The sequence below is a fragment of the Chthonobacter rhizosphaerae genome (assembly GCF_013839525.1).
Classification (GTDB): domain Bacteria; phylum Pseudomonadota; class Alphaproteobacteria; order Rhizobiales; family Pleomorphomonadaceae; genus Chthonobacter; species Chthonobacter rhizosphaerae.
Genome location: NZ_JACDIS010000008.1, coordinates 157,971 through 177,449 on the forward strand (window position 1 = coordinate 157,971; position 19,479 = coordinate 177,449).

Consider the following 19,479-nt stretch of genomic DNA (forward strand, 5'->3'; position numbering starts at 1 on the left):
CATGACCGACACCGCACACGCGACTTCCCGTCCGGGCCCGGACTACGCCAAGGCCGCCAAGGACGCGCTCCTTGCCGGCATCATCGCCCTCGGCATCTTCGGGCCGCTCGTCGGCCTGAAGACCGAGCAGAACATGAGCAACGAGCTCATCGTCCGCAACGACATGGCGTCGGCGCTCATCATCGTCGCCATCGTGATGGCCGGGCGTTTCCTGCTGTCCGCCTTCGTGTTCCCGCGCATGGGCGCGCGGGGCAAGAAGCCGACCGTGGCCAACGCCATCGACGAGGGCGTCAAGCCCGACCGCACCAAGCTCTACGCGCGGCTCGGCCTGCTGCTGCTCTTCCTCTACCCGATCATCGTCGTCTCGCTTCTCGGCTTCCAGGGCTCGTTGAAGTGGGTGGACAACTTCGGCATCCAGATCCTCATCTACGTGATGCTCGGATGGGGGCTGAACATCGTGGTCGGCCTCGCCGGTCTCCTCGATCTCGGCTACGTGGCCTTCTACGCGGTGGGCGCCTACTCGTACGCGCTCCTCGCCATCAACTTCGACCTCAGCTTCTGGGTGCTCCTGCCGGTTGCCGGGATTCTCGCCGCCATGTGGGGCGTCATCCTGGGCTTCCCGGTGCTGCGCCTGCGGGGCGACTACCTCGCCATCGTGACGCTCGCCTTCGGCGAGATCATCCGCCTGGTGCTGATCAACTTCCGCGAGCTGACCAACGGCTCCGCGGGCATCTCGTCCATCCCGAAGGTCACCCTGTTCGGCATCCCGTTCGATGCCTCCCCGGACGGCTTCGCCAAGATGTTCGACCTGCCGCTGTCGTCGGCCTACTACAAGATCTTCCTCTATTACCTCATCCTGCTCCTCGCCCTCCTAACCGCCTACGTGACGATCCGGCTGCGCCGGATGCCGATCGGCCGGGCCTGGGAGGCGCTGCGCGAGGACGAGGTGGCGTGCCGGTCGCTCGGCATCAACACCACGAACACCAAGCTGACGGCCTTCGCCATCGGCGCCATGTTCGCGGGCTTCGCCGGCTCGTTCTTCGCGGCCCGGCAGGGTTTCGTGTCGCCGGAGTCCTTCGTGTTCATGGAATCGGCCGTGATCGTGGCCATCGTGGTGCTCGGCGGCATGGGCTCCATGATCGGCGTCGCCGTGGCGGCCGCCGCCATGATCGGCGGCACCGAGCTTCTGCGCGAGCTGACCTTCCTGAAGGCCGTGTTCGGCCCGGAGTTCAATCCGGACCAGTACCGCATGCTGCTCTTCGGTCTCGCCATGGTGGGGATCATGATCTGGCGTCCGCGCGGCTTCGTGTCCGCCCGCCAGCCGACGGCCTTCCTCTTCGAACGCAAGGCGGTCTCCGGCTCGCTGGTGAAGGAAGGGCACGGCTGACATGACGACCGAACGCTGGGACAACGATCCCGTTCTCACCGTCGAACACGTCACCATGCGCTTCGGCGGCCTGGTGGCGGTGAACGATCTGACGTTCAAGGCCGGGCGCGGCGACATCACCGCGCTGATCGGGCCGAACGGCGCCGGCAAGACGACCGTGTTCAACTGCATCACCGGCTTCTACAAGCCGACGATGGGGCGGCTCGACCTCGCCCACCGCGACGGGACGCGGTACATGCTGGAGCGGATGCCGGACTTCAAGATCTCCGGCAAGGCCAAGGTGGCGCGCACCTTCCAGAATATCCGCCTGTTCTCGGGCATGACGCTTCTGGAAAACCTGCTCGTCGCCCAGCACAACGCCCTGATGGTCGCCTCCGGCATGACCGTCGGCGGCATCCTGGGCATCGGCGGCTACAGGGCCAAGGAGAAGGAGGCGATGGAGCGGGCCAAGTACTGGCTCGACAAGATCCGCCTCACCGCCCGCGCCGACGACCCGGCCGGCGACCTGCCGTACGGCGCGCAGCGCCGGCTGGAGATCGCCCGCGCCATGTGCACGGGGCCGGAACTGTTGTGCCTGGACGAGCCGGCGGCGGGCCTCAACCCGCGCGAATCGGCCGAGCTCAACGAACTGCTCCTCGGCATCCGCGACACGGAAAGGACGTCGCTGCTCCTCATCGAGCACGACATGTCGGTGGTCATGGAGATCTCCGACCACGTGGTCGTGCTCGAATACGGCACCAAGATCTCGGACGGCACCCCCGCCTTCGTGCAGAACGATCCGCGCGTGATCGCGGCCTACCTCGGCGTCGACGACGAAGAGGTGGAGAAGGTGGAAAAGCAGCTGGACGTGCTGACGGGAGAGGCCGGATGACGAGCGTGACCAACGGGACAGGATCGCCGCTGCTCGCCGTCCGCGGCGTGAAGACCTTCTACGGCAACATCATCGCCCTCAAGGGCGTGGACGTGGACGTCCATGCCGGCGAGATCGTGACGCTGATCGGCGCCAACGGCGCCGGCAAGTCCACGCTGATGATGACGATCTTCGGCAGCCCGCAGGCGCGGGAAGGCGCCATCCTCTACGAGGGGCGGGACATCACCCGCATGCCGCCGCACGAGATCGCGCGGCTGAGGATCGCCCAGTCGCCGGAAGGGCGGCGCATCTTCCCGCGCATGACCGTACTGGAGAATCTCCAGATGGGCGCGGGCCTCGACGACCTCAAATACTTCGACGAGGACGTGGAGAAGATGTTCACGCTCTTTCCGCGTCTGAAGGAGCGCATCGGCCAGCGGGGGGGCACGCTGTCCGGCGGCGAGCAGCAGATGCTCGCCATCGCCCGCGCCCTGATGGCGCGGCCGAAGCTCCTGATGCTGGACGAGCCGTCGCTCGGCCTCGCGCCGCTGATCGTCAAGCAGATCTTCGACGCCATCAAGGAGCTGAACCGCAGCCAGGGCCTGACGGTCTTCCTGGTGGAGCAGAACGCCTACCACGCGCTGAAGCTCGCCCACCGGGCCTATGTGATGGTCAACGGCGTGATCACCATGTCCGGCTCCGGCCGGGAGCTTCTGGAAAGCCCGGAGGTGCGCGCCGCGTACCTCGAGGGCGGACGGCACTGAGGGGAGGGGTCGATGCAAGGCATTCTGTACGAAGAACCGAACATCTTCCTGTTCGCCCTGGTGACGCTGGTGCTCGGCGGTTGGGCGGCCTGGATGACGGGCCGCGCCTGCGCGCTCACCTGGCGGACCGCCACGACGGTGTTCCTGTATGTGCTGGTGCTGGGGATGGCGGTTCGCTTCATCCACTTCGCCCTCTTCCACGGCACGCTGTTGTCGCTCCACTACTATCTCGTGGACACGATCATCCTCCAGGTCATCGCGTTCGCGGGCTACCGGTTCAACCTCACGCGGCAGATGGTGCGCCAGTACTACTGGCTCTACGAGAGCTCGGGGCCGTTCTCCTGGAAGCCGAAAGCTGCCGCTTGAAGTTATTTTACCATTTAGTCGAATCCGGGTGACAACGCTGAAAAGATAGTCGAAATTCAGCTCCAGCGGGTCAACCGTGTCAAACGGGCCGGACCAATCGGCCCACCTTCCAGAACAGTCGGGAGAGTCTCCACCATGAAGAAGCAGCTTCTGACCGGCGCCGTCTTCGCCGCGAGCTTGATGTTCGCGTCGCAGGCCTTCGCCGAGATCAAGATCGGCGTCGCCGGTCCGCTCACCGGCCCGAACGCCGCTTTCGGCGCGCAGCTGCAGAAGGGCGCCGAGCAGGCCGTCGCGGACATCAACGCGGCGGGCGGCGTCAACGGCGAGATGCTGAGCATCGTGCTCGGCGACGACGTGTCCGACCCGAAGCAGGGCGTGTCGGTCGCGAACAAGTTCGTCGGCGAAGGCGTCCAGTACGTGGTCGGCCACTTCAACTCGGGCGTGTCGATCCCGGCCTCGGAAGTCTATGCCGAGAACGGCATCTTCCAGATCACGCCGGCCTCGACCAACCCGAACTTCACCGAGCGCGGCCTCTGGAACACGTTCCGCACCTGCGGCCGTGACGACCAGCAGGGCGCCGTCGCCGGCAAGTACATCGCCGACAACTACAAGGACACGCCGGTCGCGGTCATTCACGACAAGACCCCGTACGGCCAGGGCCTCGCCGACGAGACCAAGAAGGCCATGAACGGCCTCGGCGTCACCGAAGCCGTCTACGAAGGCATCAACATCGGCGACAAGGACTTCTCGGCCCTCATCTCCAAGCTGAAGGCTGCGAACGTCGGCATCATCTACTACGGCGGCCTGCACACGGAAGCCGGCCTGATCGTCCGCCAGGCGGCCGACCAAGGCCTCAAGGCCGTGCTCATGTCCGGCGACGGCATCACCTCCGACGAGTTCGCCTCGATCGGCGGCCCGGCCGTGGAAGGCACCCTGATGACCTTCCCGCCCGACCCGCGCACCAATGCGGACGCCGCTCCGGTGGTCGAGAAGTTCCGCGCCGCCGGCTTCGAGCCGGAGGCCTACACGCTCTACTCCTACGCGGCCGTGCAGGTCATCGTCGAGGGCATCAAGGCCGCCGGCGAGAACGACCCGCAGAAGGTGGCCGAGGCCCTGAAGGGCGGCACCCAGTATACCACGGTGATCGGTCAGCTCGGCTTCGACGAGAAGGGCGACATCACCCGTCCGGACTACACCATGTACGTCTGGAAGAAGAACGACGCCGGCAAGATCACCTACACGCAGATGCAGTGATCCCGGCGCGGCGGCCTCGAGCCGTCGGCTGATGACGAGGCCCGCTCCGGTTTGCCGGGGCGGGCCGTTTCGTTTCATACTCGCGCCGAATGTCCGCTTCCTCCCGGGGCCCGTCCATGCGTCTCGTCCCTGTCGTCTGCCTGCTCGGCTGCGTTCTCGCCGGACCCGCCCGGGCGGAGGTCCTGATCGGTGTCGCCGGTCCCATGAGCGGCGCGTTCGCCGGGATCGGGGCCGAGATCCGCGCCGGCGTCGAGGCAGCGGTGGCGAGGGTGAACGCCGACGGCGGCATCGGCGGAGAGCCCGCCGCCGTCGTGGTGGTCGACGACAAGTGCGACGCGGAGACCGGCGCCGCCGTCGCCAACCAGCTGATCGGGCGGGGCGTGCGGGCGGTGGTCGGCCATGCCTGCTCGGCGGCGGCCATCCCGGCTGCCAAGGCCTACGCGGCGGCCGGGGTGCCGCTGGCGAGCCCGGCCGTCACCAACCCGCGCTTCACCGACGAGCGGATCGGCCCCCTGGTGTTCCGCGTGGCGCCCCGTTCCGACGAGCAGCCGCAGGCGATCGTGCGCCATCTCCTGAGCGAAGGCCCGGACGTGCGGGTCGCCTTCGTCAATGACGGCGGCATCTTCGGCAAGGGCCTGACCGACGCCGCCATCGCGGGCTTCCGGGCGGGCGGCGGCGAGCCGGTGGCCGACCTGTCGTTCACGCCGGGCGAGAAGAGCCAGAACGCCCTGGTCGGGCAGCTGCAGGATGCGGCGGTGTCCAAGGTGGTGATCGGCGCCTTCCACCCGGACGTGGCCGTGATCGCGTCGGAGATGCGCGCGCGCGGCCTGACTGCCGAGATCGTCGCCGGCGATCCGGTCGGCCTCAACGCCTTCCCGGACGTAGCCGGAGCGGCCGCCGAGGGCGTCGTCGTGGCGCTGCCGGCCGAGGCGCCGGACGCCCCGGGGCGGCAGGAGGCCGTGACGGCGCTTCGGGCGGCAGGCGTGGAGCCGGGCGTCGTGGGCCTCTCCGCCTATGCGGCCGTGGAGATCCTGGCCGCGATCGGCGAGGCGAGCGATCCCGCCGCCGCCGCGCGGGACGCAACCCACGAGACGGTGATCGGTCCGGTGACCTTCGACGAGAAGGGGGACCGGCGCGAACCGGGCTACGCCCTGTTCGTCTGGCGCGGCGGCGCCCTCGTACCGCTGGAGTGAGCGGAGCGGCGGACCTGTACTATCGGCGGTCCCCTTCAGGCCGGAAAGCGATGCTATAACCGGCGCAACAGCCCGCGCCGGGATCGCGTCTCGCGCTTACCGCGGCCACTGCGGGCGGACAAGAAGACCGGACAAGGAGACGCCATGTCGGCACCCGTTCCCGCCACCATCGACGACACCCTGGCGCTCCTCACCGGGGGCGGGTACGTGGCCGACCGGGCCCTCGCGACGGTGCTCTTCCTCAGCCTCCGGATGCGTCGCCCGCTGTTCCTGGAGGGGGAGGCGGGCGTCGGCAAGACGGAGATCGCCAAGGTCCTGTCCGCGACCCTCGGCCGGCCGCTGATCCGGCTGCAGTGCTATGAGGGCCTGGATCTGGCGAGCGCCGTCTACGAGTGGAACTACGCCGCCCAGATGGTGGAGATCCGGATCGCGGAGGCGGCGGGGCTGCAGGACCGCGGCGAGATCGCGTCGGACGTGTTTTCCGAGCGCTTCCTCATCAAGCGCCCCATCCTGCAGGCCCTGGAGCCGACCGTGGACGGGCGCAGCCCGGTGCTTCTCATCGACGAGCTGGACCGGGCGGACGAGGCGTTCGAGGCCTTCCTGCTGGAGGTGCTGGCGGATCATCAGGTGACGATTCCGGAGTTCGGCACGGTGCAGGCGGCTGAGGCGCCGATCGTGATCATCACCACCAACCGGACCCGCGAGATCCACGACGCCCTGAAGCGTCGGTGCCTCTACCATTGGGTCGATTATCCGGACGTGGAGCGGGAGCTCGCCATCGTGCGCACCAAGGTGCCGACCGCGTCCGCCGATCTCGGCCGGCAGGTGGTGGCCTTCGTCCAGACGCTGCGGACCATGGACCTCTTCAAGGTGCCGGGCGTGGCCGAGACGCTGGATTGGGCGACGGCGCTCGCCGAGCTGAACATGCTGGCGCTCGATCCGGAGACGGTGTCCGACACGCTCGGCGTGCTGCTCAAGTACCAGGACGACATCGCCCGGCTGCGCGGGTCGGACCTCGGCCGCATCGTCGAGCAGGCGAAGTCCCGCGCCCTCGCGGGCTGACGGGCGGCAAGGGCGGCTGCGATGAGCGAGATGGAATCGACCGACGAGAGCCGGCTGACCGAGAACGTGATCCATTTCGCGCGGCTCCTCCGCCGGGCCGGCATGCCCGTGGGGCCGTCGTCGGTGGTGGACGCCGTGGAAGCGCTCACGGTGGCGGGCGTCGCTTCGCGGGCGGACGTCTACTGGACGCTCCACGCGATCTTCGTGACCCGGCGCGACCACCACGTGCTCTTCGACGAGGCCTTCCGCACCTTCTGGCGGTCGCGCGGCCTCGTGGAGAAGATGATCGCCATGATGTCGCCGATCGCGCCGCCACGCGCCCCGGCGGATCCGCCCAAGGCCGGCGCGGCGCGTCTCGCCAACGCCTTCTTCGGCGACGCGGCGGCCGACCGGACGGTGGAGCGGCCGGAGATCGAGATCGACGCCAGGCTGACCGTCTCCGACCGGGAGATCCTGCAGAAGAAGGACTTCGCCCAGATGTCGGCGGCGGAGATCGCCGAGGCCATGCGGTCGGTGCGGGACCTGGTGATGCCGCTCGACACGGTGCCGACGCGCCGCCGGGTGCCGAACCGGCGCGGCGGCGAGATCGACCTGCGGCGCACCCTGCAGGCGTCGCTGCGGACCGGCGGCGCCATCATCCCGCTGGCGTTCCGGGAGCCGAAGCGGGTGCACCCGCCGATCGTCGCCATCGTGGACATCTCCGGCTCCATGAGCCAGTACTCCCGGCTGTTCCTGCACTTTCTCCACGCGCTCTCGACCCGGCGGAAGGTGCACACCTTCCTGTTCGGCACGCGGCTCACCAACGTCACCCGCCAGCTGACCATGAAGGATCCGGACGAGGCGCTGATCGCCTGTTCGTCCCACGTCGCCGACTGGTCGGGCGGCACGCGCATCGGCGAGGCGCTGCACCGGTTCAACAAGGACTGGTCGCGGCGGGTGCTGTCGGGCGGGCCTATCGTGCTCCTGATCACCGACGGTCTGGAGCGCGACGACGTCACCGGCCTCGGTCGCGAGATGGACCGGCTGCACCGCTCCTGCCGTCGCCTCGTGTGGCTCAATCCGCTGCTGCGGTTCGAAGGCTTCGAGGCGCGGGCCGCCGGCGTGAAGGCCATGCTGCCGCACGTGGACGAGTTCCGGCCGATCCACAGCCTCGACGCGGTGGCCGACCTCTGCCGCGCCCTGGAGGAGGGCGGATCGTCCGGCAAGGATCCGCGCGCCTGGCTCCGCACCGTCGCGTGACGACCGGCTGTCCGGACGGCTGAACCAATCCATGCACTCCGACGTAGGGGATGGACGGTCCAGCACGGCGGAGAGTTGAATGAGCGATCTCTATCTCATCTACGGCGGAACCGGCGGGCTGGGCGGCGCGATCGCGCGGCGGCTGGCCGGCTCGGGCGCGGCGCTCCATCTGGTGGCCCGCGACGAAGGCCGGCTGTCCGCGCTCGCCGGCGACCTCGGCGGCCGCTACACGGTCGGCGACGTCACGGAGGCCGGCACGGCGGAACGCGTGATGGCGGACGTCGGCGACCAGCCGCTGAAGGGCCTCGTCTACGCGGTCGGCACCATCAACCTGAAGCCGCTCGGGCGGCTGACGGACGAGGACTTTCTCGGCGATTTCACCGTCAACGCGCTTGGCGCGGCGCGGGCGATCCGGGCGGCGGTGGCGCATCTTGCCAAGGGCGAGGGCACGTCGTCGGTGCTGCTCTTCTCCACGGTTGCGGCCCGGCAGGGCTTCGCGGCACATGCCTCCATCGCGGCCGCAAAGGGCGCGGTGAACGGGCTGGTGTTGTCTCTCGCGGCCGAACTCGCGCCGAAGATCCGCGTCAACGCCATCGCGCCGAGCCTCACGGAAACGCCGCTCGCCGCCCCGATGACGGCGAACGAGCCCATGCGCAAGGCGATCGCCGGGCTGCACGCCCTGCCGCGGCTCGGAGCGCCGGACGACGTGGCGGGCCTCGCGGAGGTGCTCTTGACCGACGCGGGCTCGTGGATCACCGGCCAGATCATCGGCGTCGACGGAGGACGCTCCACGCTCCGCACCAAGGGCTGAGCCGGCGGCCGCCGGACGCAACCGGTCGGCGGTGCGGGTCGTTAGGGTAGGCGTCCGCGGAGCTCCGGACCGGGGCATTCTTTGTCCGGGTTGGAAGACCCGGCCGATGACAGAATGCTCCAGACTGTTGATCCTGGAGCGCTTTCTGATCGACCTGACGATACCGCCAGGCCGGAGAGCGTTCTAGGCTCGGGGGCGGCGCAACGAGGCGACTCGGGGAGAGGCATGATGATGCGGACCGGCTTAGGCGTGACGGCGACGATCCTGGCGCTCGCGCTCTCCATCATCACATCGACGGCCCAGACCGGCGATCCGGCCACCCAGCCGTCGGCCGAGACCGCTCCCGAGGCGCCGCCGGACGCCGGCACGGGCGAGGCGGCGCCGGCGGCGGTGCCCGACGAGGTGCCGGTGGCTTCGGCTCGGACCGGCAAGGCCTACCTCGACCAGGTCTGCTCCGGCTGCCACGCCATCGGGGCCACGGGCGACAGCCCCGATGCCAAAGCGCCGGCCTTCCGCGACATCCTGAAGGATTATCCGGCTGAAAGCCTGGAGGAGAGCCTCGCCGAGGGCATCGTCACCGGACATCCGGACATGCCGGAAGTGGTGCTGGACCCGCCGCAGATCGCCAACGTGATCGCCTATCTGGACGCGCTCGCCGTGGTCACCAGCCCTTGAGGGCCTGAATCGTCCGGCGCCGGGGACGGTGCGGCAGGCCTCTGCAGGATGCGGCCGAAACGCCGGACGGGGTTCACGCTTGATGGAAAGCGGTCCGCATGCTCTTCAGGGCTGGTGCTCGCGACACCTTTGAGGTAGGACGAGGTGCCTTCGCCAGCGGCATGCCGGTTTTGGCAGCACTCTTCGGACATTGCTGCTAACTCCTTGTTTTACAAGCAATAAACTCTTTCGCTGTCACTCTCTATCGCGCATCATGGGATGCGCGGCCGGCCCCGTTGCGGCTGACCGCCACCGACGACAGCGAGTGAGGTTCGGTATGGCGAGTGCTGAGTTCCGGCTCCAGTTGATGGGCTACGGGCTGACCACGGCCCACATCCTCTATCGGATGCCCGATCATCCCAAGATCCTGCAGTCCTACGTCTGGCAGAACTACGACATGGCGCCGGACTTCCCGGAGCTGAGCCGGTTCCTGGATTTCTGGAAGGCGAAGATCGACGGCGCGCTCCATTCGGTGGACGTGGCCCACAAGCGCCTGATCGGGCCGAGCGAATGGAAGAAGGTGGACGCGAGCTTCCTCGTCCACTGACCGGCCCGCGACGCGAGCCGCCGGCGGCCTTCGCGGCGGCCGGCGGCGTCGCTATATAGGGTCCGAACGCCCTCATACGGCAGAGAGGCGCGAAGCCCCGGCGTAGCGCCGAAACGGAGCAGTCGACCAGCATGAACATCGGCGACGCAGCGACCCGGTCGGGTCTTCCGGCCAAGACGATCCGCTACTACGAGGAGATCGGGCTGCTACGGCCGCCCCGGTCGGAGAACGGCTACCGCGACTATGGCGAGCGGGAGCTCCACAAGCTGCGCTTCCTGCAGCGCGCCCGGTCGCTCGGCTTCTCCATCGAGGACTGCCGGCACCTCCTGTCGCTCTACGAGGACAGGGCACGGGCGAGCGCCGACGTGCGGGCGCTCGCGGAGGAGCGCATCGCCGACGTGGACGCCAAGATCGCCGAACTGAAGGCCATGCGGGCCACCCTGACGCGGCTCGTCCACGCCTGCCACGGCGACGACCGGCCCGATTGCCCGATCCTCGACGATCTCGCCGCGCCGGCGCGCGAGGGCGCGCGTCAGCCGCTGTAGGGCGGCTTCGGGATCGCCTGATGGGCGGCCCGCAGCGCGGCGGACCAACGCTCCCGAAGGTCGTGGAAGTAGGGCTCGCCCGGTTCGATCCGGTGCAGCACCTCGTGACGGAGCGCATCGCGCGGGACCGTGATGAGGTCGATCGGCATGCCGACGCCGAGGTTGGACCGCATGGTGCTGTCCATCGAGATGAGGCCGAGCTTCAACGCCTCGTCGAGGCCGGTGCGGAACTTGATCGCGCGGTCCAGGATCGGCTTGCCGTACTTGTGCTCGCCGATCTGCAGGAAAGGCGTGTCCTCCGTCGCCTCGATGAAATTGCCCTGGCGGTAGATCATGAACAGCCGCAGGCGCCCGCGGGCGATCTGGCCGCCCACCAGCATGGTGACGTCGAATCCGGCGGACGATTGTTCGAGCGCCGGCCCGTCGATGCGGTAGACCTCCCGGATGGCGCGGCCGACGAACTGGGCCGTGCGGAACATGGACGGCTGGGACCAGACGGTCTCGTGCTCGCCGGTTTCCGGATCGCGGATGCCCTCGTTGAGGAGCGAGATCACCGACTGGGTGATGGCGAGATTGCCGGCGGTGGCGATCGACACGATGCGGTCGCCGGGCCGCTCGAACACGTGCAGCTTCCGGTACTGGGCGACGTTGTCGAGGCCAGCGTTGGTGCGCGTGTCCGCGATCATCGTCAGGCCCTCGCCCACGAGAATGCCGACGCAGTAGGTCATGCCCTTAACTCCACCCGTACCGGGTGGTCCGTCCGCGACGGTGCCCCCCACCCGTGGTCAGTCTCATCGTGATCGTCGCGCTCTCGGCCCGGGACCGGGCGCCCCCGGCGCCCGGCGGCTCGCGCCCACCGGTTTCGCCGGGTCTCATACTGGATCGGGACAGCTTCGTCTGTGCGTAATTCAGCCACCGTTTGAAAGCGGGCGCGTCGTCACAGGGACACCTCCGTGACCTGGGCCTTGGAGACCAGGACCTCGGCGCCGAGGCCGTGGTTGGCGCCGCGCAGGAAGGCGATGCCGTGCTGGTCGAGGCCGGAGGCGACGCGGACGTAGATGTCCGTCGGGCAGCGGTCGTGCGCCACGTCGAAGCCGACCCAGCCGAGACCCGCCACCTGGGCCTCCGCCCAGACCCAGGCGGCATCCGTGGGCGTGTCGTCGTCCCGGAAGGCGGCGTAGCCGGACACGAGCCGGGCCGGAATGCCGAGCACGCGGGCGGCGGTGACGAACAGGTGGGCGACGCCGGCCGGCGATCCGGACCCGGCGGCGAGCACGGATGCGGCGGTCTCGTCCGACGCGCAGGTGACGTCGCCGACGGCGAGCGGCCGCAGTTTCACGCGGCCGTGCAGGCTTTTCATCAGCGCGTGGCAGCGGTCGAGCGGGTTCGCGCCGGCGGCGGATCGCATGTCGGACGCGAGATCGCGGATGGCGGCATCGGGCGTGGTCAGGCGCGTCTCCCGCAGGAACAGGCCGACCGGCAGGCGTTCGCCGATCTGCAACACGCCGGCCGTGTCGTCGGTCTCCACCTCGCCGACGGCCGTCAGAACCAGGGAGTCCAGCGGACCGGCGAGGAAGAAGTCGTGGGCGATGTTGCCGTAGCTGTCGAAGGCGCGCGAAAGGCGGCAGTCATGGTCGACGTCGATGCGCCAATCGACCACGTACTGGCCGTCATAGGTGCGCGGCGTCATGCGCAGCGTGCGGATGGCGCTCGCGACCGGTTGGTCGAAGCTGGCGGAGATCTCGTGGCAGATGCGCAGGCGCATGGGCGGCTACTCGAGATACTGTTCGGCGATGGCCGCGCCGAGGCCGGCATTCTCGTTGATGAAGCCGTCCAGATACTCGGGCAGGCCGGCCTTGAACACCTCGTCAAGTTCCGCGCCCTGGAGCCGCCCCAGAGTGGAGCGGGCCTTGCGCTGGGCGAGCCCCTGGCGGCCGTAGTCGCGGGCGAGGCTGTCCAGGTTGCGGGTGATGTTCTGGTAGCAGGCCACCAGCGAGCGGGGCATCTCGTCGCGCAGGATCAGGAGATCGGCGACGAGGTGCGGCTTCAGGTTCTCGCGATAGACCCAGTGGTAGGACGTGAGCGCCGAAACCGAGCGCAGGATCCAGGACCACTGGTAGTAGTCGAAGCCGCCGCCGACCGACGGCCGGTCCGGCGTCAGCACGTCGGCCTTGACGTTGAGGATGCGGGCGGTGAAGTCGGCCCGCTCGATGTAGCTGCCGAGGCAGAGGAAATAGTAGGCGTCGTTGCGCAGCATGGTCCGGTGGGCGGAGCCGTCGAAGCGCAGGGAGGCCTCCTTCACCCAGGCGAGGAAGTCGGAGAGTTCCTGCCGGTTCATGCGCGCGGCGGAGCGCTTGCGCATCTCCAGCCAGCCGGAGTTGATGGTCTCCCACATGTCCATGGTAAGGGCGGTGCGCACCGCGCGCGCGTTGGTGCGGGCGACCTCCATGCAGGAGCGGATCGAAGACGGGTTGAACGTGGAGAAGGCGAGATGCTCCACCACCGTGCGGGCGTTGGCCTCGCCATAGGCTTCCTTGAAGCTGTCGAGGGTGCCGGTGGCGGCGACGGCCATCTCCCACTCGTTGCTGCCCTCTGCGTGGGAGACCGGCATGGCGGAGAGACGGGCGGCCGCCTCCAGCAGGCGGGCGGTGTTTTCGGCGCGCTCCACGTAGCGGGCGAGCCAGAACAGGTTGTCGGCGTGGCGGCTCAGCATGGGCGGATCCAGGCGCGGAGGAACGGGAGGCGGGCGGAGCGCACGGCGGGATCAGGCCTTTCCCTGCGACTGGGACTGCGACTGCGTCTGGGGCGCGAGGTCGTCGTCGTCCGGGTCCTCGATGATCCAGGTATCCTTGGTGCCGCCGCCCTGGCTGGAGTTGACCACGAGCGAGCCCTCCTTGAGGGCGACCCGGGTCAGCCCGCCGGGGACGATGCGGACCTTGTCCGAGCCGGTGAGCACGAACGGCCTCAGGTCCACGTGCCGCGGCGCGACGCCCTCGCCCACGAAGGTGGGGGAGGTGGAGAGAGCCAGGGTCGGCTGGGCGATGAAGTTGTCCGGGTCGTGCTTCAGCTTGGCGGCGAAGGTCTCGATCTGCGCCTTGTCGGCCTTCGGGCCGACCAGCATGCCATAGCCGCCTGAGCCCTGGACCTCCTTCACGACGAGTTCGGGCAGGTGCTCCAGCACGTAGCGAAGGGAGTCCGGCTCGCGGCAGCGCCAGGTCGGCACGTTCTTCAGCACCGGTTCCTCGCCGAGGTAGAAGCGCACGATGTCGGGCATGTAGGTGTACATGGCCTTGTCGTCGGCGACGCCGGTGCCGACCGCGTTGGCGACGTTCACGTTGCCGGCGCGATAGGCCGAGATGAGGCCGGGGACGCCGAGAACGGAGTCGGGCCGGAAGGCGAGGGGATCCAGGAAATCATCGTCGATGCGCCGGTAGAGGACGTCGACGCGCTTCGGCCCCTCCGTCGTGCGCATGTAGACGACGTTGTCGCGCACGAAGAGATCGCGCCCTTCCACGAGATCCACGCCGAGCTTGTCGGCGAGGAAGGAGTGTTCGTAGTAGGCCGAGTTGAGGGGACCGGGCGTCATCAGCGCCACGGTCGGCTCGGACGGCGCGGACGCGGGCGCGAGGCTGCGCAGGGTGGCGAGCAGTTCGTCCGGATAGTTCTCCACCGGTTGGATGCGGGCCTCGGCGAAGAGGTCCGGGAACAGGCGCATCATGACGTCCCGGTTCTCCAGCATGTAGGAGACGCCGGACGGCGTGCGCGCGTTGTCCTCCAGGACGTAGAAGTCCTTGTCGTCGGTGCGGATGATGTCGATCCCGGCGATCTGCACATAGACGTCGGACGGCAGGCGGACGCCGACCATCTCGGGTCGGAAGGACGGATTCTGGTAGACGAGTTCCTGCGGCACCACCCCGGCGCGGATGATCTCGCCCTTGCCGTAGATGTCGGCGAGGAAGCGGTTGAGGGCCGTGACCCGCTGGGTGAGCCCGCGGGAGAGGGTGGCCCATTCGGTGCCGGTGAGGACGCGCGGCACGATGTCGAACGGGATGATCCGCTCCTCCGCCTCCGCGTCGCCGTAGACCGCGAAGGTGATGCCGATCCGGCGAAACAGGAATTCGGCTTCGTCCTGCCGGAGCTTCAGGGTATCGGGCGTCGTCTCCGCCAGCCAGGACTTGATCAGGCTGTAGGCGGGCCGGCAGCCCCGGCCGTCCCCCGTCATCTCGTCGAACGCAACCGGAGCCATCAACCCGTCCTTTGCAGCACCCACGTGATGATTTAAGCGGCAAATCCGGGACCGGGGCAAGGACACGGATTAGGCAATTCAGCCGGCACTTCGTTTATTTTGAAGGCATTTTCCGGCTGGTGGCGAACAGGATTCGAGATGGACGCGGCTTTCCCCGCCTGGAGGCCAGGTCCTTTACATGAGCCTCAGTCCCTTGAGACTCGCGTGGCCGTCCCGGCCGATGATGATGTGATCGTGCACGGCGATGCCGAGCGGCGCCGCCACGTCGACGATCTGCTTGGTCATGGTCACGTCCGCCCGCGACGGGGTCGGGTCGCCGGACGGGTGGTTGTGGACGAGGATGACGGCCGTCGCCGACAGCTCCAGCGCGCGCTTCACCACCTCGCGCGGGTAGACCGGCGTGTGGTCCACCGTGCCGGTCTGCTGCACCTCGTCGGCGATGACGGCGTTCTTCTTGTCCAGGAACAGGATGCGGAACTGCTCCTTCTCCTCGAACGCCATGGCGGCCCGGCAGTAGTCGAGGACGGCGGCCCAGGAGGACAGCACGGGCCGTTTCAACACGGCGCCGCGGGCGATCCGCTGGGCGGCGGCGTGGATGACCTTCAGGCTGAGCGCCGTCTTCGGGCCGATGCCGCTGACCCGCGCGAGCCGCGCCTCCGGGGCGCCGAGCACCTCGGCGAAGGACCCGAACTCGCGGATGAGATCCTTGGCGAGAGGCTTCAGGTCCTTCTGCGGGATGAGCGGAAAGAGGACGAGCTCCAGGAGTTCGTAGTCCGCGATGCCGTCCGGACCGACGGCGCTGAAGCGCGCCTTCAGCCGGTCGCGGTGGCCATGATAGTGGGGCTTGTCGGCCTTTGGGCCGCCCGGATCGGCAGGCGCGCCGCGTGGCGGGGAGGGCTCGGCCAGGGGAGGGCGATCGTCCGCCTCGGCGGGACCCGGGTTCGACGGCTCGTCACCGGCGAGGGCGGGGCGAACCGGCTCCGTGGCGTCGCCGGGGCGTTCGGCGGATGAGCGGCCGCGCCGCGACGAGCCGCGGGCGCCGTCGCGATCGATCACCGGCTTGCCGTCTTCCAGACCGTCCATCCGCAGCCCCGTCGCACGCGACGGCAGATTAGCAGAAGTGGCAGGGGATTCGGCAAGCGTCAGGTCGTCGTCAGGCCACCTGGACCGGCGGCTTGTCCAGCCCCTTCGGGGACAGGGTGAAGATGTCCACCCCGGTCTCGGTGACGCCGACCGCGTGCTCGAACTGCGCCGAAAGGGAGCGGTCGCGGGTCACGGCGGTCCAGCCGTCGGAGAGAACCTTCACGTGCGGCCGGCCGAGGTTCACCATCGGCTCGACGGTGAAGATCATGCCGGGCTTCAGCACGACGCCCTCGCCCCGGCGGCCGTAGTGCAGGATGTTCGGCGCGTCGTGGAACAGGCGACCGACGCCATGGCCGCAGAAGTCGCGCACCACGGAGCAGCGCTCGCCTTCCACATAGCGCTGGATCGCCTCGCCGATGTCGCCGGTGGTGGCTCCCGGCTTGATGGCGGCGATCCCGCGCAGAAGCGATTCGTAAGTGACGTCGATCAGCCGCTCGGCCGCGCGCTTGATCTCGCCGACGCCGTACATGCGGCTGGAGTCGCCGTACCAGCCGTCGAGGATGTAGGTGACGTCGATGTTGAGGATGTCGCCTTCACGCAGCGGCTTGTCGTTGGGAATGCCGTGGCAGACGACGTGGTTGATCGACGTGCACGAGGCCTTGGTGTAGCCGCGATAGTAGAGCGTCGCCGGCAGGGCCTTGTTGTCCATCCCGAACTCGAACACGAAGCGGTCGAGCTCCTCGGTGGTCGCGCCGGGACGCACCCGGTCCACCAGTTCGTCAAGACAACGGGCGGTGAGCTGGCAGGCCCGCCGCATGCCCTCGAAGTCCTCGGCCGAGTAGAGGCGGATATCGCCCGTGTTGCGCAGCGGAGCGAGCCCCGCGTCCACGTAGGTCACCATCAGCAGTCTCAGGTCCGGGCGGCGTCGGTGGGCCGCGATCGATGGGAGGCGCGGATCGGCGCGCCGGTCGGTCCAACATATAAGCACGGCCGCCGCCCGTTGCACCCGGAATGTCCGGCGAGCGTCAGGTGGTGACGATCGGGATGGCGCGCTCGGCCACGATCTCCGTCGGCGTGATCCGGCAGGCGTAGGCGAGCGCCTCCACCCCGCGGGCGCGGGCGAGCGTGAAGGCGGCCGCGTAGGCCGGGTCGATGTCGCCCGCGATGGTGAGGACCGAGCAGTCGGCGCGCTGGACGAGGAAGACCATCACGGCCCGGTGGCCCGCCTCCACCATGTCGCCGAGTTCGACGAGGTGCTTGGCGCCCCTTGCGGTGACGCTGTCGGGAAATTCGGCGACGCCGGGCGCGCGCATGAGGTGGACGTTCTTCACCTCGACATAGGCCGGCGGGCGGTCGTCGTGCTCGAGGAGAAGGTCGATGCGGCTGTTCCTGCCGTACTTCACCTCCCGGCGCAGGCGGCTGTAGCCGGCGAGCTCGGCGAGGACTCCGGCGGTGACCGCCTCCGAGACGAGCGTGTTCGGGTGCGCGGTGTTGATGCCGACGAGGCCGCCGTCCGCCTCCACGATCTCCCAGGAATATCGCAGCTTGCGCTTGGGATCGTCGGACGCCGACAGCCAGACCCGCGAGCCCGGATGGGCGAGGCCGGTCATGGCGCCGGGATTGGCGCAATGGGCGGTGGTCTCGGTGCCGTCGTCGAGGACGACGTCGGCGAGGAAGCGCTTGTAGCGCTTGACCAGACGGGCGGGGAGAAGCGGGACAGGGAACAGCATGGCGACCGGGGCACGCGGGGGAGGAGGACCGCCATCCCGTACCCGACCGCAAGCCGAGGCTCAAGCGTCCGCCCGCCGCGACGCCGCCGCACCGCCCGGCCGACGCCGGCTGGGCGGTGGTTCTGCACTTGAGGCGGCGGCGGGGTTCGTCTAACACCGGAGGCGGTTTTCCCCGAACGTCGGTCGTCCGCCCGTGTCCGAACAGAGCGCGCCATCCCCGATCACCGCCGGCATCGTCGTGATCGGCGACGAAATCCTGTCCGGCCGGACCCGAGACACGAACTCCGGCACGATCGCCGCCTATCTCACCTCCATCGGCGTCGACCTCACCGAGATCCGGGTCGTGCCGGACGACCAGGCGATGATCGTCGAGGCCATCAACACGCTCCGCCAGCGCTACACCTACGTGCTGACGACCGGCGGGATCGGCCCCACCCACGACGACATCACCGCCGACGCGGTGGGCGCCGCCTTCGGGGTTCCGGTCGACCTGGACCCGCGGGCGGTGGAGATCCTGCGCAGCCACTACGCCAGACCCGAGGACCTGACCGACGCGCGCCTGCGCATGGCGCGCATTCCGGCCGGGGCCGACCTGATCCCCAACCCGCTCACCAAGGCGCCCGGCTTCCGGATCGGCAACGTCTTCGTCATGGCGGGCGTGCCGAAGATAATGGAAGTGATGCTGGACTGGGTGGGGTCGCAACTGCGGACCGGGCAGGTGGTGCAGTCCGTGACGATCGACTGCCCGTTCGGCGAGGGCGTGATCGGGACGCCGCTGGCGGTGGTGGCCGCCGCCCATCCGGGCGTGACCATCGGCAGCTATCCGCTGTTCGACGGCCGGCGGTTCGCCACCAAGCTCGTCGTCCGCTCCCGCGATCCGGAGGCGCTGCGGGCCGCCGAAGCCGCCGTGTCGGCCATGCTGGACGAGGTGGCGGCCCTGGAGGTGGAACGCCGGGCGGGGACCGACGCCACATCCTCGGAATCCTATTGAACGACCGCCGGCCGAGCGACCGTCCGGGCTTGCGACCGGATGCGACCCGTCCGCCGACCCGAACCCTGACCGAAGCGAAGACCGATACCATGACCGACGAGCACCAGCCGCTGAACCCGAAAGCCTTTCCCGTCTCCTGGGACCAGTTCCACCGCGACGCCCGGGCGCTGGCCTGGCGGCTCTCCGGCCAAGGCAGCTGGCAGGCCATTGTGTGCATCACCCGCGGCGGCCTGGTGCCGGCGGCGATCGTGGCGCGCGAGCTCGGCATCCGGATCATCGAGACCGTCGGCGTCGCGTCCTACCACGAGTACAAGGACCAGGGTCAGCTGAAGGTGCTGAAGGGCGTGGATCCGGCGCTGATCGAACTCGCCGGCGGCGAGGGGGCGGGCATCCTGATCATCGACGACCTGGTGGACACGGGCAAGACCGCCAAGGTGGTGCGCGAGATGCTGCCAAAGGCCCATTTCGCCACCGTCTACGCCAAGCCGAAGGGCCGGCCGCTGGTCGACACCTTCATCACCGAAGTGAGCCAGGACACCTGGATCTACTTCCCGTGGGACCTCGGCTTCGCCTTCCAGCCGCCGATCAACCGCGAGACCCAGGGCTGACCGCCCGGACCCCGCCACAAAGAATCCGCCGTTTTGGCAAACGTCGGGCGGTGCCCGCGACGAATTTTCGTGAGCCGCCCGATTCGCTG

The 19,479-nt window shown here is 68.8% G+C and carries 21 protein-coding genes; 14 read left to right on the plus strand and 7 right to left on the minus strand.

Going from position 1 to position 19,479, the window contains the following annotated elements; translation table 11 throughout:
• The first annotated feature begins 1 nt into the window (after position 1).
• From livM to cueR, 12 genes are all read left to right on the plus strand, one after another.
• The gene (gene livM / locus HND91_RS15700) at positions 2 to 1,387 is read left to right on the plus strand and encodes a high-affinity branched-chain amino acid ABC transporter permease LivM (RefSeq protein ID WP_181707550.1); all 1,386 of its coding nucleotides are present in this window, start codon (positions 2 to 4) and stop codon (positions 1,385 to 1,387) included.
• A gap of 1 nt (position 1,388) precedes the next feature.
• Positions 1,389 to 2,258: an ABC transporter ATP-binding protein gene (locus HND91_RS15705; RefSeq protein WP_181707551.1), complete on the plus strand. Its 870-nt coding sequence runs from the start codon at positions 1,389 to 1,391 to the stop codon at positions 2,256 to 2,258.
• Positions 2,255 to 3,001, plus strand: a complete 747-nt coding sequence (locus HND91_RS15710; RefSeq protein ID WP_181707552.1) for an ABC transporter ATP-binding protein — start codon at positions 2,255 to 2,257, stop codon at positions 2,999 to 3,001. The genes HND91_RS15705 and HND91_RS15710 overlap by 4 nt, the downstream gene beginning before the upstream one ends.
• 12 nt (positions 3,002 to 3,013) lie before the next feature.
• A complete protein-coding gene (locus HND91_RS15715; RefSeq protein WP_181707553.1) occupies positions 3,014 to 3,367 on the plus strand; it encodes a DUF6867 family protein in 354 nt (117 codons plus the stop codon).
• A gap of 135 nt (positions 3,368 to 3,502) precedes the next feature.
• Complete coding sequence (locus HND91_RS15720) at positions 3,503 to 4,621, plus strand: branched-chain amino acid ABC transporter substrate-binding protein (RefSeq protein WP_181707554.1); 1,119 nt, start codon at positions 3,503 to 3,505, stop codon at positions 4,619 to 4,621.
• Between the two features lie 116 nt (positions 4,622 to 4,737).
• On the plus strand, positions 4,738 to 5,814 hold the full coding sequence (locus tag HND91_RS15725) for a branched-chain amino acid ABC transporter substrate-binding protein (protein ID WP_181707555.1): 1,077 nt from the start codon (positions 4,738 to 4,740) through the stop codon (positions 5,812 to 5,814).
• Positions 5,815 to 5,958: 144 nt separating this feature from the next.
• On the plus strand, positions 5,959 to 6,876 hold the full coding sequence (locus tag HND91_RS15730; RefSeq protein WP_181707556.1) for an AAA family ATPase: 918 nt from the start codon (positions 5,959 to 5,961) through the stop codon (positions 6,874 to 6,876).
• Positions 6,877 to 6,897: 21 nt separating this feature from the next.
• Positions 6,898 to 8,115 (plus strand): vWA domain-containing protein, encoded by a 1,218-nt coding sequence (locus HND91_RS15735; protein WP_210272739.1) that lies wholly within the window; start codon positions 6,898 to 6,900, stop codon positions 8,113 to 8,115.
• 79 nt (positions 8,116 to 8,194) lie between these two features.
• Positions 8,195 to 8,926 (plus strand): SDR family NAD(P)-dependent oxidoreductase, encoded by a 732-nt coding sequence (locus HND91_RS15740; protein WP_181707557.1) that lies wholly within the window; start codon positions 8,195 to 8,197, stop codon positions 8,924 to 8,926.
• A gap of 231 nt (positions 8,927 to 9,157) precedes the next feature.
• Entirely contained in the window at positions 9,158 to 9,601 is a 444-nt protein-coding gene (locus tag HND91_RS15745; RefSeq protein WP_181707558.1) for a c-type cytochrome, read from the plus strand.
• Positions 9,602 to 9,917: 316 nt separating this feature from the next.
• On the plus strand, positions 9,918 to 10,187 hold the full coding sequence (locus HND91_RS15750; protein ID WP_181707559.1) for an usg protein: 270 nt from the start codon (positions 9,918 to 9,920) through the stop codon (positions 10,185 to 10,187).
• Between the two features lie 131 nt (positions 10,188 to 10,318).
• Positions 10,319 to 10,732 carry a Cu(I)-responsive transcriptional regulator gene (gene cueR / locus HND91_RS15755; RefSeq protein WP_181707560.1) on the plus strand — a complete coding sequence of 138 codons (414 nt, stop codon included), beginning with the start codon at positions 10,319 to 10,321 and terminating at the stop codon, positions 10,730 to 10,732.
• On the opposite strand, the gene HND91_RS15760 is transcribed toward cueR, so the two are convergent.
• The 7 genes from HND91_RS15760 to sfsA all read right to left on the minus strand — a co-directional run bounded on the left by HND91_RS15760 (position 10,720) and on the right by sfsA (position 17,791).
• On the minus strand, positions 10,720 to 11,460 hold the full coding sequence (locus HND91_RS15760; RefSeq protein WP_181707561.1) for a proteasome-type protease: 741 nt from the start codon (positions 11,458 to 11,460) through the stop codon (positions 10,720 to 10,722). The two genes, cueR and HND91_RS15760, sit on opposite strands and share 13 nt — an antisense overlap.
• 209 nt (positions 11,461 to 11,669) lie before the next feature.
• Entirely contained in the window at positions 11,670 to 12,497 is an 828-nt protein-coding gene (locus tag HND91_RS15765) for a transglutaminase family protein (RefSeq protein ID WP_181707562.1), read from the minus strand.
• 6 nt (positions 12,498 to 12,503) lie between these two features.
• On the minus strand, positions 12,504 to 13,445 hold the full coding sequence (locus tag HND91_RS15770) for an alpha-E domain-containing protein (RefSeq protein WP_181707563.1): 942 nt from the start codon (positions 13,443 to 13,445) through the stop codon (positions 12,504 to 12,506).
• A gap of 51 nt (positions 13,446 to 13,496) precedes the next feature.
• On the minus strand, positions 13,497 to 14,978 hold the full coding sequence (locus HND91_RS15775) for a circularly permuted type 2 ATP-grasp protein (protein WP_181707564.1): 1,482 nt from the start codon (positions 14,976 to 14,978) through the stop codon (positions 13,497 to 13,499).
• A gap of 174 nt (positions 14,979 to 15,152) precedes the next feature.
• On the minus strand, positions 15,153 to 15,884 hold the full coding sequence (gene radC, locus HND91_RS15780) for a RadC family protein (protein ID WP_246329523.1): 732 nt from the start codon (positions 15,882 to 15,884) through the stop codon (positions 15,153 to 15,155).
• Between the two features lie 247 nt (positions 15,885 to 16,131).
• Positions 16,132 to 16,962 (minus strand): type I methionyl aminopeptidase, encoded by an 831-nt coding sequence (map, locus tag HND91_RS15785; RefSeq protein WP_181707566.1) that lies wholly within the window; start codon positions 16,960 to 16,962, stop codon positions 16,132 to 16,134.
• A 124-nt stretch (positions 16,963 to 17,086) separates the two neighbouring features.
• A complete protein-coding gene (sfsA, locus tag HND91_RS15790; protein WP_181707567.1) occupies positions 17,087 to 17,791 on the minus strand; it encodes a DNA/RNA nuclease SfsA in 705 nt (234 codons plus the stop codon).
• Positions 17,792 to 17,984: 193 nt separating this feature from the next.
• Here sfsA and HND91_RS15795 point away from each other — a divergent pair, with 193 nt between their 5' ends.
• Positions 17,985 to 18,782 (plus strand): competence/damage-inducible protein A, encoded by a 798-nt coding sequence (locus tag HND91_RS15795; protein WP_343057353.1) that lies wholly within the window; start codon positions 17,985 to 17,987, stop codon positions 18,780 to 18,782.
• Positions 18,783 to 18,871: 89 nt separating this feature from the next.
• Positions 18,872 to 19,390 (plus strand): xanthine phosphoribosyltransferase, encoded by a 519-nt coding sequence (gene gpt, locus HND91_RS15800; RefSeq protein ID WP_181707568.1) that lies wholly within the window; start codon positions 18,872 to 18,874, stop codon positions 19,388 to 19,390.
• Positions 19,391 to 19,479: the final 89 nt, after the last annotated feature.

Excerpts from the sequence above, each read along its gene's own strand:
- HND91_RS15710 (WP_181707552.1), top strand. The coding sequence starts at position 2,255 with ATGACGAGCGTGACCAACGGGACAGGATCGCCGCTGCTCGCCGTCCGC.
- gpt (WP_181707568.1), top strand. The coding sequence starts at position 18,872 with ATGACCGACGAGCACCAGCCGCTGAACCCGAAAGCCTTTCCCGTCTCC.
- sfsA (WP_181707567.1), bottom strand. The coding sequence starts at position 17,791 with ATGCTGTTCCCTGTCCCGCTTCTCCCCGCCCGTCTGGTCAAGCGCTAC.
- map (WP_181707566.1), bottom strand. The coding sequence starts at position 16,962 with ATGGTGACCTACGTGGACGCGGGGCTCGCTCCGCTGCGCAACACGGGC.
- HND91_RS15720 (WP_181707554.1), top strand. The coding sequence starts at position 3,503 with ATGAAGAAGCAGCTTCTGACCGGCGCCGTCTTCGCCGCGAGCTTGATG.
- HND91_RS15775 (WP_181707564.1), bottom strand. The coding sequence starts at position 14,978 with ATGGCTCCGGTTGCGTTCGACGAGATGACGGGGGACGGCCGGGGCTGC.
- HND91_RS15740 (WP_181707557.1), top strand. The coding sequence starts at position 8,195 with ATGAGCGATCTCTATCTCATCTACGGCGGAACCGGCGGGCTGGGCGGC.
- HND91_RS15760 (WP_181707561.1), bottom strand. The coding sequence starts at position 11,460 with ATGACCTACTGCGTCGGCATTCTCGTGGGCGAGGGCCTGACGATGATC.
- HND91_RS15730 (WP_181707556.1), top strand. The coding sequence starts at position 5,959 with ATGTCGGCACCCGTTCCCGCCACCATCGACGACACCCTGGCGCTCCTC.
- HND91_RS15750 (WP_181707559.1), top strand. The coding sequence starts at position 9,918 with ATGGCGAGTGCTGAGTTCCGGCTCCAGTTGATGGGCTACGGGCTGACC.
- HND91_RS15725 (WP_181707555.1), top strand. The coding sequence starts at position 4,738 with ATGCGTCTCGTCCCTGTCGTCTGCCTGCTCGGCTGCGTTCTCGCCGGA.
- HND91_RS15770 (WP_181707563.1), bottom strand. The coding sequence starts at position 13,445 with ATGCTGAGCCGCCACGCCGACAACCTGTTCTGGCTCGCCCGCTACGTG.
- HND91_RS15705 (WP_181707551.1), top strand. The coding sequence starts at position 1,389 with ATGACGACCGAACGCTGGGACAACGATCCCGTTCTCACCGTCGAACAC.
- HND91_RS15745 (WP_181707558.1), top strand. The coding sequence starts at position 9,158 with ATGCGGACCGGCTTAGGCGTGACGGCGACGATCCTGGCGCTCGCGCTC.
- HND91_RS15735 (WP_210272739.1), top strand. The coding sequence starts at position 6,898 with ATGAGCGAGATGGAATCGACCGACGAGAGCCGGCTGACCGAGAACGTG.
- HND91_RS15765 (WP_181707562.1), bottom strand. The coding sequence starts at position 12,497 with ATGCGCCTGCGCATCTGCCACGAGATCTCCGCCAGCTTCGACCAACCG.
- cueR (WP_181707560.1), top strand. The coding sequence starts at position 10,319 with ATGAACATCGGCGACGCAGCGACCCGGTCGGGTCTTCCGGCCAAGACG.
- HND91_RS15715 (WP_181707553.1), top strand. The coding sequence starts at position 3,014 with ATGCAAGGCATTCTGTACGAAGAACCGAACATCTTCCTGTTCGCCCTG.
- livM (WP_181707550.1), top strand. The coding sequence starts at position 2 with ATGACCGACACCGCACACGCGACTTCCCGTCCGGGCCCGGACTACGCC.